This is a genomic window from Streptomyces collinus (genome assembly GCF_031348265.1).
GTDB lineage: Bacteria > Actinomycetota > Actinomycetes > Streptomycetales > Streptomycetaceae > Streptomyces > Streptomyces collinus.
On sequence record NZ_CP133771.1, the window covers coordinates 7807379 to 7823342 of the forward strand.

Annotated in this window: 5 protein-coding genes; 4 read left to right on the forward strand and 1 reads right to left on the reverse strand. The window is 72.3% G+C overall.

Translation table 11 applies throughout. The features are described from left to right. Positions 1–38: 38 nt before the first annotated feature. Both RFN52_RS35210 and RFN52_RS35215 read left to right on the forward strand, forming a co-directional pair. Positions 39–10943 (forward strand): non-ribosomal peptide synthetase, encoded by a 10905-nt coding sequence (locus tag RFN52_RS35210; protein WP_184852601.1) that lies wholly within the window; start codon positions 39–41, stop codon positions 10941–10943. Continuing rightward, positions 10933–12633, forward strand: a complete 1701-nt coding sequence (locus RFN52_RS35215; protein WP_184852604.1) for an ABC transporter ATP-binding protein — start codon at positions 10933–10935, stop codon at positions 12631–12633. The genes RFN52_RS35210 and RFN52_RS35215 overlap by 11 nt, the downstream gene beginning before the upstream one ends. A gap of 308 nt (positions 12634–12941) precedes the next feature. On the opposite strand, the gene RFN52_RS35220 is transcribed toward RFN52_RS35215, so the two are convergent. Then, positions 12942–14048 carry an alpha/beta hydrolase-fold protein gene (locus RFN52_RS35220; RefSeq protein WP_184852607.1) on the reverse strand — a complete coding sequence of 369 codons (1107 nt, stop codon included), beginning with the start codon at positions 14046–14048 and terminating at the stop codon, positions 12942–12944. Between the two features lie 93 nt (positions 14049–14141). Here RFN52_RS35220 and RFN52_RS35225 point away from each other — a divergent pair, with 93 nt between their 5' ends. Together RFN52_RS35225 and RFN52_RS35230 are read left to right on the forward strand one after the other, a co-directional pair. Further along, positions 14142–14354, forward strand: coding sequence for an MbtH family protein (locus RFN52_RS35225; protein ID WP_184852610.1), 213 nt, complete (start codon positions 14142–14144; stop codon positions 14352–14354). Positions 14355–14362: 8 nt separating this feature from the next. Then, positions 14363–15937 carry an amidohydrolase gene (locus tag RFN52_RS35230; RefSeq protein ID WP_184852613.1) on the forward strand — a complete coding sequence of 525 codons (1575 nt, stop codon included), beginning with the start codon at positions 14363–14365 and terminating at the stop codon, positions 15935–15937. Positions 15938–15964 lie beyond the last annotated feature (27 nt).

The following is a 15964-nucleotide window of genomic DNA, read 5'->3' on the forward strand; positions in this document are numbered from 1 at the left end:
GCCTAACTCCACATTCTGGAAGGGACGCTGAGTCTTCGATGATGGAACCGCGCGCTCGTCTCGCACTGCTTTCTCCCACGCGCCTGGCCGATGTCCGCCGGCGGACCGGCGACTACCCGGACAGGACCATCACCGAGGCCTGCGCCATCGGCCTGTCGTACTGGGCGGCCGGCCGCAGCCCCGAGGGCATCGACCTCACCCCGGGCACGCTCTTCGCCGACGTCCTCGGCTGGGTCGACAACGGCGGCCGTGCGCCCGGCGGTTGGGAGATCACCCCCGACGGCCGCGGCATCACCGTCCCCCACGGCGTCGAAACAGAGGACGCACAGCTCGCGCTGGACGACCTGGCCGACTTCCCCGACCGGCCGCTCGGCACCATCGGCCCCTCCAGCGTCGCGGCCAGGCTCCGCACCCTGGCCGAGTGGAACGACAACCGGGCCGACCGGGTCCGCCCCACCATCGTGGAGATGTTCCACGAGCAGGTCCGTACCCGGCCGGACGCCGTGGCCGTCGTCGACGAGCACCGCACCCTGACCTACCGTGAAGCGGCCGAGCGGGCCGGCCAGTTGGCCCACCACCTGCTCGCCCGCAGACTCGGCGCCGAGCAGGTCGTGGGCATCTCCCTGGCCCGCTCCGCCGACATGGTCATCGGGCTGCTCGCCGTGCTCCAGGCCGGCTGCACCTTCGTACCGCTCGACCCGCAGTGGCCCGCCGCGCGCCGGGCCGTCGTCATCGAGGACGCCCGGGTCGTCCTCCAGCTCAACGCCTCCGGCGAGCACGACCCGGCCGAACCGGACGCCGTGGCCGTCGATCTCGGCGACTGGCGGTACGGCTCGTACCCGGCCGAGGCGCCCGGCCTCACCGTCCCCGGCGACGCACTGGCCTACGTGATCTTCACCTCCGGCTCCACCGGCCGCCCCAAGGGCGCGATGATCCGGCACGAGGCGATCAGCGAGCGCCTGCTGTGGCAGGTGAACGAGATCCTCGGCTTCGGACACGACGACGCCTCCCTGTTCAAGGCGCCGCTGTCCTTCGACATCTCCATCAACGAGATCTTCCTGCCGCTGGTCTGCGGCGGCCGGCTCGTCGTCCTGCGGCCCGGCGGCGAACGCGACCCGCACCACCTGCTGAGCGTCATCGCCGAACAGCGGGTCACCTTCACGTACCTGGTGTCGTCCATGCTCGACGTACTGCTGGAGATGGCCGGCGACTCCGGCCGCCTCGACAGCCTGCGGCACGTGTGGTGCGGCGGCGAAGTGCTCACCCCCGAGCTGTACGAGCGGTTCCGCACCAAGCTCGGCAACGTCCCCATGTACCACGGCTACGGCCCCGCCGAGACGACCATCGGCGTCTCTCACGTCATCTACCGGGGCGCCGCGGAGCGCCTGTCGACGTCCATCGGCAAGGCCAACCCCAACACCCAGCTCTACGTCCTGGACGACGAGCTGCGCCCCGTCCCGGTCGGCGTCGGCGGCGAACTGTACGTCGGCGGCTTCCTCCTGGGCCGCGGCTACGTGGGCGCACCGGGCCTGACCGCCTCCCGCTTCGTCGCCAACCCCTTCGCGAACGACGGCTCCCGCCTCTACCGCACCGGCGACCTCGCCCGCTTCGCCCCCGACGGATCGCTGGACTTCCTCGGCCGCGCCGACAACCAGATCAAGATCCGCGGCATGCGGCTGGAGATCGAGGACGTCGAGGTCGGCCTCGCCGAACACCCCCGCGTACGGCACACCTGCGTCGTCGCGAAGAAGAACGCGGCCGGCGGAACCTACCTCGTCGGCTACGTCATACCCGCCGCCGGCGGCGCGGAGGAACTGCGGGCGGACGAGGTCAAGGCATGGGCCGCGGCACACATGGTCGAGTACATGGTGCCCGCCCACATCGTCGTGCTGGAGGAGTTCCCGCTCACCGCCAACGGCAAGCTCGACCGCAACGCCCTGCCCGAGCCCGTGATCGAGACGGGCTCCCTCGTCCGCCCCGCCACCGACGACGAGCGGGCGGTGTGCGCCGCGGTCGCGGAGGTGCTGCGCCTCGAAGAGGTCGGTGCCGACCAGGACTTCTTCCAGCTCGGCGGCGACAGCATCCTGGCGATCTCCCTGCTGAGCGCACTGCGCGAACAGGGCCTGCACGTCACCGCACGGCAGATCTTCACGCACAGCACCGTCGGCGCGCTGGCAGCGGTCGCGAGCCGCGAGGACGTCTCCACCGTCGACCACGCCGACGTCGCCACCGGCACCGTCGTGGGCTCGCCCGTCGTGCAGTGGCTGGGTGAGACCACGGACGCCGTCGACGGCTTCGTCCAGTCGGTCGTCCTGAACACCCCGGCGGACCTGACCGCCGACGCCCTCGACGCGATCCTCACCGCCCTCGTTTCCCGGCACGACATGCTCCGCGCCCGGCTGGTGCGCGGCGAGCGCTGGAGCTTCGACATCCCCGAGGCGGACCGGGCCGTGCCCGCCGGGCAGCAGAGCGACCTGCCGCTCGACGACTGCGTCGCCCTCGCCACCGCCGGCCTGGACCCCGCGAACGGCGTGATGCTCCGGGCCGTCTGGCGCCCCTCGGCCCGTCAACTCGTCCTCGTCGCCCACCACGTGGTCGTCGACGGCATCTCCTGGCGCGTCCTGATGGAGGACCTGGCCACCGCCTGGCGGCAGTTCAGCTCGGGCGAGTCCATCGAACTGCCCCCGGTGGGCACGTCGTTCCGGCGCTGGACCCAGCTGCTGGAGCGCGCCGCGTTCGACGCCGACAGCTCCTCCTACCGGCGCCCCCTGCCCGGTGAGGACCAGCCGCTGGCCCGCCGAGCCCTGTCCGGGACCGACACCGTCGCGAACGAACGCCTGCGGACCGTCTCCGTCGGCCCCGAGGTCACGGCCGCGCTGCTGAACGAGATCCCCGCGAAGTTCCACGCTGGCGTCAACGACGTGCTGCTCACCGCGCTCGCCGTCGCCCTGGCCCGGCGGCGCCGCGACCTCGGACAGGACCAGACCTTCGCCCACATCGAACTCGAAGGCCACGGCCGCGAGGGGCAGTTCGTCGCCGGTTCGGCCGGCTTCGAGCCGGAACTGTCGCGCACGGTCGGCTGGTTCACCACCCTCTTCCCGGTGACCGTGGACCCCGGCACAGCGCCCGACTTCACCACGCCCGCGTACCTGACCGCCGCTCTCAAGGCGGTCAAGGAGGACCTCGCCCGGGTACCGGACAACGGCGTCTCCTACGGCGCCCTGCGCTACCTCACCCACACCGAGTTCGACGCGCCCGCACCCCAGGTGCTCTTCAACTACCTCGGCCGCTTCGCCGCCGGCGCCCCCGGCGACTGGCAACTCGCCGGCACCACCGGCCAGCTGGGCGAGAAGCGCGACCCGCGGATGCGCCTGCCGCGCGCCCTGGAGTTCAACGCGATCGCCGAACCCGATGCCTCCGGTGCGTACGAGCTGGTCACCACCATCTCCTGGCCCGACGGCCTCTTCACCGACGCCGACATCACGACACTCGGCGACTACTTCCGCACGGCCCTGGCCGGACTCGCCGCGCTCGACCAGGGCGGCCACTCGCCCAGCGACTTCCCCCTGGTGCCCCTCACCCAGGCCGACGTCGACGCCCTGGACGGCCCGTCGCTGCGGGACGTCCTGCCGCTGACCCCGCTCCAGGAAGGCCTCTACTTCCACTCGGTCTTCGACGACGACTCCGCGGGCGCCTACGTCGAACAGCAGCTGCTCACGCTGGACGGCGAGGTGGACGCCGACCGGCTCGCGGCCGCGGCCACCCGGCTGCTCACCCTGTTCCCGAACCTGGCCGCGCGCTTCACGGCCCTGGCCGACGGCCGCGTGGTGTCCGTCCTGCAGAACGGCGCCGAGGCCCCCTTCACCACCCTGGACCGCCCCGGCATCACCGACGAGGAGCTACGCGACCTCGCCGAGCGGGACCGCCGCAGCGGCTTCGACCTCGCCACCGGCCCGCTCATGCGGTACACGCTCATCCGCACCGGCTCCGGGCGCGGCGTCCTGGTGCAGACCGTGCACCACATCATCGCCGACGGCTGGTCCGTACCGCCCATGCTCCGCGCGCTGCTCGCCGAGTACCACGCCCCGGGCACCGTCTACCCGACCGGCGGTTTCGCCGACTACGTGCACTGGCTCGCCGGCCGCGACGCCGACGAGAGCGACCGCGTCTGGCGCGAGGAACTCGCCGGACTTCCGGGCCCCTCGCTGGTCGCCGAGGGGCACACCCCCTCCGACCGGTTCGCCGACACCGCCATGGAGCCCGAGGGCGACATCGACGCGGCCGCCCGTGAGGCCGGTGTGCCGCTGAGCGTCGCAGTGCACAGCGCCTGGGCCGTCACCCTCGGCGGCATCCTCCAGGGCCGTGACGTGGTCTTCGGCTCCACGGTCTCCGGCCGCGACGCCGACGTGCCCGGCATCGGGGACATGGTGGGCCTGTTCATCAACACCGTCCCGGTACGCGCCCGTTGGGCCTCCGGCGCCACTGCGGCGGACCTGCTCTCCGCGGTGCGGGACCACCAGAGCGCCGTCCTGCCGCACCAGCACGTCTCCCTGGCGCGCATCGGCCGCCAGGCCGGCGCCGGCTCCCTCTTCGACACGCTCGTGGTGTTCGACGTGGCCACCGACGTGGCCTCACTGCGGCGCCCCGGCGACACCCTGACCGTCACGGAGCTCGTCAACGAGGGCGCCCCGCACTACCCGCTGACCCTCGTGGTCGAGCGCGCGCTCGACGGCCGCCCGCGCTTCAACCTCATCTACGACGGCGAACTGCTGGGCGAGACGACCGCCCGGACGGTCCTGTACACGTTCACCCGGACCCTGACCGGCCTGCTCACCCACCCGGACACCCCGGTCGACGACCTGACGCCCGAGAGCGAGCGGCGTCCCGCACCGATCACCCCGGCCACCCTGGGCGCACTGTTCGACACCGCCGCCCGCCGGGACCCGGCGGCCACCGCCGTCACCCAGTGCGGACTCGACGGCGACACCCGTTCCCTGACCTACGGCGAACTGTCCGCCGGCAAGGACGACCTGGCCGCCGCCCTGCGCGCGGCCGGGGTCGGCCCGGGCAAGCGGGTCGCCGTGGCCGTCCCGCGCTCCCTGGAGCAGGTCGTCGCCCTGGTCGCGATCGTCAGCGCGGGCGGCGCGTACGTCCCGCTGGACCTGGCCTACCCGGACGAACGGCTGGAGTACGTCCTCGCCGACGCCGCCCCGCAGGTCGTCCTCGTGGACCGGGATCAGCGCGAGCGCTGCACGGAACTCCTGGCCCGGGCGGGGGTGCCCGCCCGGGTGCTGGTGCAGGGCGAAGAACCCCCGGCCGCTGCCACGGAGCCCGCTCCCGAGCCCGACTGGCACACCCCCGCCTATGTGATCTACACGTCCGGATCGACCGGCCGCCCCAAGGGCGTGGTCGTCCCGCACTCCAGCGTGGTGTCCCTGCTCGCGAACACTCAGCCGGACATGGACTTCGGCCCGGACGACGTCTGGGTCCAGTTCCACTCCTTCTCCTTCGACTTCGCCGTCTGGGAGCTGTGGGGCGCGCTGGTGCACGGCGGCGAGCTGCTGGTGCCCGAGTACGGACTGACGCGCTCCCCGGTCGATTTCCACCGGCTGGTCCGGGAGCGGGGCGTCACCGTGCTCAACCAGACCCCCTCGGCCTTCTACCAGTTCATCGAGGCCGACCGGCTCGCAGGAGAACCGCTGCCCGCACTGCGCCGGATCATCTTCGGCGGCGAGGCACTGGACCTCGGTCGGCTGCGCGGCTGGGTCGAGCGGCACGGCACTGCCGCCCCCGAGCTGGTCAACATGTACGGCATCACCGAGACCACGGTGCACGTCACCCACCGGGTGCTGACCGACGACGACTTCGTCCACGGCGACGACGTCAGCCCCATCGGCGGCCCGATCCCCGGCCTGGTCACCTACCTGCTCGACGACCGGCTCCGCCCGGTGCCGCCGGGCCGGGAAGGCGCCATCTACGTCGCCGGCGACCAGGTCTCCCTCGGCTACCTGGGCAGGCCCGGGCTCACGGCGGGCCGCTTCGTGGCGAACCCGTTCACGGCCGACGGCTCCCGCATGTACCACACGGGCGACCTCGCCGTCCGCACCCTCGACGGCGAGCTGGTCTTCACCGGCCGCGCCGACGACCAGGTGCAACTCAAGGGCTTCCGCATCGAGCTGGGTGAGGTGGAGTCCGCGATCCGGGAACTCGACGGCGTGACCGACGTGGCGGTGACGGTGGCGGACACCGGGGATCACCTGGTGGCGCACCTGGTGGGCCGGGCGCCGGCGGACTTCGCCGAGCAGCTGGCCGGGAAGCTGCCCGTGCACATGGTGCCGGGCAGGGTGCTCACGATCGACGCCCTGCCGCTGACAGTGAACGGCAAGCTGGATCGAAAGGCCTTGGCCGAGAACGCCCCAAGGGGCGCGGGGAACTGCGCGACCAGCCACTACGCACCCGCAGACGAAGATATCGCGGTGTCCGCACTTGCCAAGATCTTCGAAGAGACGCTGCCCGGCTCGGACGTGACTCCCGACACCGACTTCTTCCACGCGGGAGGCGACAGCATCATCGCCATCACGGTCGTCAACCGTGCCCGCGCACTGGGCCTGCCGATCGCGCCCCGAGACGTGTTCCTGCACAAGACCCCCCGCGTACTCGCTGCGCACCTGGCGACGAGCACACCGCAGACCGCCGCCCCCACCCATCGTGAGGACGGCCCGCTCCCCCCGACGCCGATCATCCTGCGCCAGCGCGAACTGGGTGGCTCACTGGCCCGGTTCGCCCAGGCCAGGACGCTCCCGGCCCCGGAGGGCAGCTCCTTCGCCGATATCGAACGCGCTGCCAACGCCGTAGTCGCCGCACACCCGGCCCTGCGCCTGCGACTCCACACCGAACACGGAGTGTGGACCCTCCGCACCGAACCCACCCGCGAGATCACCCTCGCACGCCCCGACACCACCGATGCGACAGCCGTCGCGAACGAGGCCGCCGGACGGCTCGACCCCGAGTCCGGGGAAATCGTCGCGTTCGCGTGGCTGGAGGCGAGCAGGACCCTCATCGTCACGGTCCACCACCTCGCCGTCGACTCGGTGTCCTGGCTGATCCTGCTGGACGACCTGGCCACGGCCCTGCGCGGCGAGCCGCTCGCCCCGCCGACCACCTCCTACGCCGAGTACGCCGAAGCCCTGACCCTCCGGTCGGCCCAGGACACAGACGACCTCGGCGGCTGGATCACCACCCTCCAGGCGCCCGAACTGCTGCCCGCCCCCGGCGCTCTGCGCGAGACCACGGTCGTACTGGACCCCGACGTGAGCGACCAGCTCACCCGCACCGCCCCCGCCGCCCTCGGCGTCGGCCTCACCGAGCTGCTGTGCGGCGCCCTGCGCACCGCACTGACCCGGATCCAGCCGTCGCCCACCGACCTCGCGATCGACCTGGAGCGCCACGGCCGGGTCCCGGTCGTCGAACAGCACGACTACACCCGTACGGTCGGCTGGTTCACCTCCATCGCACCCGTACGGCTCACCCCGCACACCGACCCCGTCGCGGCCGCGCGCGAGGTCGTGGAGCGTCAGCCGGACGAGGAGGGGCACGTCGCCTACGGCCGGCTCAGGTACCTCAACCCGCAGACGGCCCCGCTGCTGACCGCCCGCCCGCAGGTGCTGTTCAACTACCTCGGCCGGGGCAGCGAGTCCCAGGCGCTGCACCTCACCGGCGGCGACCAGGGCAGCCCGTACGCCGTCGAGGTCAACGCGTGGACCGACGAGGCCACCGGCAGCCTGCTCGCCGAGTTCGTCCTCGCCGACGGCGTCCCCGACGAGATCACCGAGCACTGGCGGCACGCGCTCCAGCAGCTCGCGGACGCCGCGACGACGGCCGAGCGCACCGCTCCGGTCACCCCGCTCCAGCGCGGCCTGTTCTTCCAGGCCCAGATGGCGGGTTCGGCCGGACACTACGTCGCGCAGAACTGGTTCACCTTCGACCGGCGCCTGGACACCGGCGCGCTGGCCGAGGCCATGGCCCATGTGATCGCACGGCACCCGGTCGTCGGCGCCGGCTTCGGCACCGACGACGACGGAAACCCGGTGCAGCTCCTCAAGGCGGGCCGCAAGGTCGACGTCCGTACGATCGCCCTCGCGACGGACGCGGAGGTCGACGCCCTGCGCGCCCGGGACCGTGACACGGGCTTCGACCCGGCTGAGCCGCCGCTGATCCGGCTGACCGTGGTGAACCTGCCCGGCGACCGGGACGGCCTGCTGCTCAGCTACCACCTGCTCCTGTGGGACGGCTGGTCCCGGGAGATCGTGCTGCGGGACCTCTTCGACGCCTACCGTGCCGTCCTTGCGGGCGAGCCCCTCGATCCGTCACCGGCCACGCCGAGCTTCGAGGACCACGCCCGCGCGCTCGCCGCCAAGGACCCGGCGGTGTCGGAGCGCTTCTGGGCGGACCACCTGGCGGCTCTGCCCGGACCCACCCTGCTCGCCGGACCGGCACCTGCCTTCTCGGACGACCTGCCGAAGGCCCTCGTGCACACGCTGACCGCCGAGCAGTCCGCGCTCGTCCGGGAAGCGGCCCGGGCGCACGGCGTCACCCTGAACTCGGTGCTGACCGGCGCGTTCGGCCTGCTGCTCGGCGCGCACACCGGCCGGAGCGACGCCGTGTTCGGCGTGACCGTCTCCGGCCGTGACGGCGAGGAGCTGTCCGGCATCGTCGGCGTGCTGCTCAACACCGTGCCGATGTGGACCCGGGCCCGCCCGGACGACACGGTCCGCGCTTACCTCTCGGCCGTGCAGGCGGCCCGGGTCGAGGCGATGGAACACGAGCACCTCGGACTCGGCGAGATCCAGCGGGCCAGCGGGCATGACACCCTGTTCGACAACCTGTTCGTGCTCCAGAACTTCCTGGACATGGACGCGTTCGCCGAGATGAACGCCCGGCACGGCATCACCGCGGTCAAGGCCGACGACTCCACGCACTACCCCTTCACCTGGGTCGTCACCCCCGGCGACCGGCTCACGGTCAAGCTGGAGTACCGCGACGGTGACACGGCCAACGCCCGCCGTCTCCTGGACGACTACCTGAGCGTGCTGGAGGACGTGGCCCGGGCGACCGGGCCGGTCGGCGCGCTGCCGGGCCTCGGACCGGTGCCCGAACCGGGCGAGCGCACCGACGTCGGCACGGACACCGTCGTCGACCGCTTCGACCAGGCGGCGGACCGCGACCCGCAGCGGGTGGCGCTCGTCGCCCACGGAGCGACGATGACGTTCGCCGAACTCCGGGACCGCAGCCGGGCCCTGGCGGGTGTGCTCGCCGCGCGCGGCATCGGCCCCGAGACGACCGTCGGGCTCGCGATCCCGCGCTCCCTCGACTGGATCGTGGCCCTGTTCGCCGTCCTGCGGGTCGGCGCCGCGTACGTGCCGCTGGAGCTGGACCACCCGGACGAGCGGATCGCCGCCATCGTCGAGGACGCCGGGCCGGACGTGACCCTCACCGTGAGCGCGGTCTCGCCCCGGCTGACCGGCGAGCTGATCGAACTCGACCGGCCGCTTCCCGAGGCCGAGCCGTTCGTGACGTTCACGCCGGACGACCCTGACCGGCTGCGGCACCCCGCGTACACGATCTACACCTCCGGTTCCACCGGCAAGCCCAAGGGCGTGGTGACCGAGTACGCCGGGCTCACCAACATGCTGATCAACCATCAGCGCCGGATCTTCGAGCCGGTGCTGGCCGAGCACGGCCACCGGATCTTCCGGATCGCCCACACCGTGTCCTTCGCGTTCGACATGTCGTGGGAGGAGCTGCTGTGGCTCGCCGACGGCCACGAAGTGCACATCTGCGACGAGGAGTTGCGCCGGGACGCGCCCCGTCTGGTCGAGTACTGCCTGGAGCACGGGATCGACGTCGTCAACGTGACCCCGACCTACGCCCAGCAGCTGGTGGCCGAGGGCCTGCTCGACAACCCGGCGCGGCGGCCGGCGCTGGTGCTGCTCGGCGGTGAGGCCGTCACACCGACGCTGTGGCAGCGGCTCGCCGACACCGAGGGCACGGTCGGCTACAACCTGTACGGGCCCACCGAGTACACCATCAACACCCTCGGCGTCGGCACGTTCGAGTGCGAGGACCCGGTGGTGGGCGTGGCCATCGACAACACGGACGTGTACGTCCTGGACCCGTGGCTGCGGCCCCTGCCGGACGGCGTTCCCGGCGAGCTGTACGTGGCGGGCATCGGCATCGCGCGCGGCTACCTCGGGCAGCCCGCCCAGAGCGCGCACCGCTTCGTCGCCTGCCCGTTCGGCGCTCCCGGTGAGCGCATGTACCGCACCGGGGACCTGGTGGTCCGCCGGCCGGACGGCAACCTGATGTACCTGGGCCGCACCGACCAGCAGGTCAAGATCCGCGGCCACCGGGTCGAACTCGGCGAGGTCGAGGCCGTGTTCGCCGCGCACCCGGCGGTACGGTTCGCCGCCGCGGTCGCCCAGCCCGACCCCCAGGTCGACGGCGCCCACCGGCTGGCCGCCTACCTGGTCCTGGACGGGGCGGATCTGGCGACCGTCGCCGCCCAAGTGGGCGCCGGACTGCCGGACTTCCTGCGGCCCACGCACTACGCCCAGGTCGACGGCATCCCGCTCACGGTGAACGGGAAGGCTGACACCAAGGCGCTGCCCGAGGCCAAGCCGCTGGGCGCGCTGACCACGGCGGGGGAGCGGGGCCCGCAGACCGAGACCGAGACCGTGGTGTGCGAGTACTTCGCCGAGGCACTGGATCTGGACGACGACGAGGTGAGCGCGGTGAGCGACTTCGTGTCCCTGGGAGGACACTCCATGCTGGCGGTACGGCTCGTCGGGCTGCTCCGCCGCGAGTATGGTCCCGTGATCACGATCCGCGATCTGTTCACCCTGCGAACCCCGGAAGCGATTGCCCGCCACCTCGATGAAAACTGACAAGCAGCGGCCCCGTGAAGGGGCCGCCATCCTCCGCACCGCCCTGCGCCGCAACCTCGGCGCCATGGCCTGGGGCACCCTCCTCATGGGCCTCTACCAGGCCGGTGAGACGGCCTTCCCCATCGCGCTCGGCCTGATCGTCGAGCACACGATGCGCGGCGGCCGCAGCCTCCAGGCGCTCGCCGTGTCGATCGGCGCGCTCGCCGTGATCATCACGACGGTGTCGCTGTCGTGGCGCTTCGGCATGCGGATCCTGCAGAAGGCCAACACGACCGAGGCGCACCGCTGGCGGGTGAAGGTCGCGGCCTGCGGCCTGCAGCCCGTGGCCCGGGACGTCGACCTCAAGTCCGGCGAGGTGCTGACCATCGCCACCGAGGACGCCGACCAGACCGCCGACATCATCGAGGTGGTGCCGCTGCTCATCAGCTCGCTCGTCGCGGTGCTGGTCGCGGCGGTCGCCCTGGGCCTGGCGGACGTCCGCCTCGGTCTGCTGGTGATCGTGGGCACCGTCGCGATCCTGTCGATCCTCAGCGTGATGTCGAAGCGGATCGGCAGCAGCACCCAGGAGCAGCAGGCCCGGGTGGCGCGGGCGGGTGCGAAGGTCGCCGACCTGATCACCGGCCTGCGCCCGCTGCACGGCTTCGGCGGCAACCACGCCGCCTTCCGGTCCTACCGGGAGGTCAGCACCGAGGCGAAGCACCAGTCGATCACCGTCGCCAAGGTGAACGGCGCCTACGCGGGTACCGCGCTGGCCCTCAACGCCGTCCTCGCCGGCGCCGTGACCCTGACGGCGGGCTGGCTGGCGTTCGAGGGACGGATCACCATCGGGGAACTGGTCATGGCCGTGGGCCTGGCGCAGTTCATCATGGAGCCGCTCAAGCTGTTCTCGGAGATGCCCAAGTACGTGATGATCGCGCGTGCCTCGGCCGAGCGGATGGCGCTGGTGCTGTCGGCCCCGCCGGTCATGACCCCGGGCTCCGAACACCCGTCCCCGGGCGGCGACCTGGAGATCGACTGCGTCCGCCACGGCACCCTGACCGACCTGAAGTTCCGGGTGAAGGCGGGGGAGTTCGTCGCCATCGCCCCCTACCAGCCCCGCGCGGCGGCCGACCTCGCCGCCGTCCTCGCGGTGCGTGTCCCGCCCGCCGCGTACGAGGGGACGGTACGGATCGGCGACAAGGACCTGGCGGACCTCTCCGTCGAGGCGGTCCGCGAGCACCTGCTGGTCAACCCGTACGACGGGGAGATCTTCGCGGGCACCCTCCGCACGAACATCGACCCCTCGGGCACCAGCCGGACGGTCCCCGAGGCGGTCGAGGCGTCCATGCTGACCGACGTCGTGGCCCTGCACCGCGAGGGCCTCGACTACGGCGTCCGCGACCGGGGCGCCAACCTCTCCGGCGGCCAGCGCCAACGCCTGTCCCTGGCCCGTGCCCTGGCCGCCGACACCGACGTCCTCGTCCTGCACGACCCGACGACGGCGGTGGACGCGGTCACCGAACAACTCGTCGCCCGCAACGTGGCGAAACTGCGCCGGGGCCGCACGACGATCGTCATCACCAGCAGCCCGGCGTTCCTGGACGCGGCGGACCGGGTCCTGGTCCTGGACGACGGAGTCATCGCCGCGGAGGACACCCACCGCAACCTGCTGGCCAACGACGAGACCTATTGCCTGGCGGTCGCACGGTAGCGCTTCAAGGGGGCCAGGGGGACACGCCCTCAGGGGCGCGGGGAACTGCGCGATCAGCCCCCACGCACCCGCACTCGACAGCGGCGTCACGCGCGGAGCGCCGAGACCACGTGTGCCTTCTCAAGGGGCCCGGTGGAGGCGCCTCAGGGGGCGCGGGGAACTGCGCGATCAGCCCCCACGCACCCGCACTCGACAGCGGCGTCACGCGCGGAGCGCCGAGACCACGCGTGCCTTCTCAAGGGGCCCGGTGGAGACGCCTCAAGGGGCGCGGGGAACTGTGCGACCAGCCCCCACCGCCCCGCACACGACTACGAACCGAGGGCCCAGCCGACATCCCTGAGCAGCGCATGACGCCACCCCGCCCGGTCATGCCCCGACGCGGACCGGGAGACCCGCACGGTCGCCCCGGCCCGCTCCACCAGACCCTCGGTCACCTCACAGTGGGGCAGCATCCGGTCCTCGTGCTCCCCGACATCGAACGCGACCCGCAGCCCCGACAGATCAACCCCCGTCCGCAACCGCTCGGCGATCACACCCCCCACCGAACCCCCCAACGGATCAGCCGCCCGCAGGGCATCCGGTGTCCACCAGAACGACCCCGACTGACACGCCACCCGTGACACCAACCCGGGAAACTCCAGCGCCGCGTACAGCGCACTCAGCCCACCGAGACTCTGCCCGGCGACCACCAGCCGCTCCGTATCGGCGGGGACGCCCGACTCCACCACCAGCGGCAGCAGTTCGTCCCGCACCGCCTCCCACAGCTCGGGCCGGCACGTGAACTCGCCGACCCGGTCCTTGGCCGGCAGGAAGACCAGCGTGACCGGCGGCACCTCACCAGCGGCGACGGCCGCGTCGAACGCGGTCACGGCCGGATGCAGATACAGCCAGTCGTCCCCGTCGAGCAGCAGCACCACCGGCCCGCCACCCCCCGCCGGATGGACCCGCACCGTACGCCGGCCGCCCAGCCGCTCACTCGCCCACCGAATCCGCGTACGCGGCAAGGGCAGCACCGCGTCCGCCCCGATGACGGGCCAGTACGGCTGCTCCGGAGCGTCCGGCGTCGCGGCGATGGACCGTTCGCCGCCCGCCCCGGCCGGGTTGAACGGGTCGGCATGGGAGACGTCCCCCGCCACGAACCGATACGTCACCCGCAGCCGCGCGGGCATGGCCACCTCGGCGTACCAGCAGTCGGTGTCCTGCCAGCGGCGCAGGGCGACCGGCTCCGACCAGCTCTCGAACTCGATGGTCACCGGCGACGACCCGCGCCACAGGAACAGCGTCACCCAACCGCCGCCCTCGGCGGGCACCGACGAGGGGGCCCCCACAGCAGCCCAGAACGCGGAACTGCCGGGCGCGCCCGGCAGTCCGAACCCGGCGAACGCGCCCTCCCTGTCGGCGGCGGCCACGTGCATGAACGTCTCCTTGTGAGAGGGAAGGACCAAAGGCTAAGCTCCGTCAATTAGGCGAGCCTAACCTAATCTTGGTCTTCCGAGGAGGCACAGCACATGAGCACCAACCCCTTCGACGACAACGAGGGCCGTTTCCTGGTCCTGGTGAACGACGAGGGCCAGCACTCCCTCTGGCCGTCCTTCGCCGAGGTCCCCGGGGGATGGACGATCGCCTTCGCCGAGAACACCCGCGAGGCATGCCTGGAGTACGTCGAAACCCACTGGACGGACCTGCGCCCCCGGTCCCTCGCCGCGCCCCAGGACGCCTGACACCGCCGATGCTGTGCACCAGGCTGACCAACGCCCGTTTCCTCACCATGGATCCGGACCATCCGGTCGCTCATGACCTGGGCATCTGGCAGGGCCGGATCGTGGGCCTCGACGAAGCCGTGACCGCCCTGCCCGCCCGTGAGGTCGTCGACCTCCAGGGCGCCACGGTGCTGCCGGGGTTCATCGACGCCCATGTCCACCTCGCCTGGACCGGGTTCAAGCAGAACACCCCGAGCATCGCGGGCCGCACCCGCGTCGACGACGTGCTCGCGGTCGTGGCCGAGGCCGTCGCCCGCACCCGCGCACCCGGCGACTGGGTGAGCATCGCCGGCTACGACCAGCGGGCCCTGGGCCGCCATCTGACCGCCGCCGACCTCGACAAGGTCAGCGACGGACGCAAGCTCTACCTGCTGCACGACTCCGGACACGGCTGCGTGGTCAACACCGCCGTCCTGGACCTGCTCCCCGCCGACATCCCGCACGAGAACGGCTTCCTCGCCGAGCAGGCCATGGGTGCCGCCCGCGCACTTCGCCTTCCGCACGCCCAGGAGGACCTGGCCGAGGCGATCGGCCGCGCGGCCCGCACCTGCCTCACCGAGGGTGTCACCGCCTGCGCAGAAGCGGGCATCGGCGGCACCCTGTTCGGCCACAGCCCCGTCGAACTCGGCGCCTACCAACTCGCCCGGGACAAGGGCCTGCTGCCGCTGCGCGTCCAGCTCATGGTGTCGGCGGACCGGCTGAGCCCGGTCACCGCGCACGAGACCGACGGCATCCCGCGCGCCCTCGACCTCGGCCTGCGCACCGGCTTCGGCGACGACCGGCTCTCCGTCGGCGCGCTGAAGGTCTACACCGACGGCGGCATGATGGCCCGTACGGCCGCGCTGACCACCCCGTACGAAGGGCTCGACCACGCCGGGCAGTTGCAGGACGACCCGGACGCGCTCACCGACCTCATCGTGGACGGCCACCTCGCCGGCTGGCAGCTCGCCGTGCACGCCATCGGCGACCGCGCGGCCGACATCGCCCTGGAGGCGATCGACCGCGCCCAGCGGATCCGGCCCCGCCCCGAGGCGCGCCACCGCATCGAACACGCCGGGCTGATCCGGCCCGACCAGCTCCCGCGCATGGCACGGCTCGGCCTCAGCGCGGTCGTCCAGCCCAACTTCCTGCGCTACTTCGGCGACGACTACGCCTCGATCATGGGCGAGGAACGGGCCCCCTGGATGTACCGGGGCCGGGCCTTCCTGGACCATGGCATTCCCCTGGTGGGCAGCTCCGACCGGCCCGTCGCCGACGGATCACCCCTGCGCGCCGTCCAGTTCATGGCCGAACGCGCCTCCACCTCCGGGCAGTTCATCGGGCCGGACGAGGCCGTCACCGTCGACCAGGCCCTGCACGCGTACACCGTCGCCGGCGCCCGCGCCTGCCACTGGGAAGACCGCCTGGGCAGCCTCACCCCCGGCAAACACGCCGACCTGGTCGTCCTCGGCGACGACCCCAGGAGCGTCGACACCTCGCGCATCGGCGACATCGAGGTCGTGGAGACATACGTGGACGGCCGTCCGAGCCGTCCGCGCGACTGATCCCCGGTCCAAAACCGAGGAAGGAAC

Coding starts and splice junctions, on each gene's coding strand:
- RFN52_RS35210 (WP_184852601.1), top strand. CDS start 39: ATGATGGAACCGCGCGCTCGTCTCGCACTGCTTTCTCCCACGCGCCTG.
- RFN52_RS35215 (WP_184852604.1), top strand. CDS start 10,933: ATGAAAACTGACAAGCAGCGGCCCCGTGAAGGGGCCGCCATCCTCCGC.
- RFN52_RS35220 (WP_184852607.1), bottom strand. CDS start 14,048: ATGCACGTGGCCGCCGCCGACAGGGAGGGCGCGTTCGCCGGGTTCGGA.
- RFN52_RS35225 (WP_184852610.1), top strand. CDS start 14,142: ATGAGCACCAACCCCTTCGACGACAACGAGGGCCGTTTCCTGGTCCTG.
- RFN52_RS35230 (WP_184852613.1), top strand. CDS start 14,363: ATGCTGTGCACCAGGCTGACCAACGCCCGTTTCCTCACCATGGATCCG.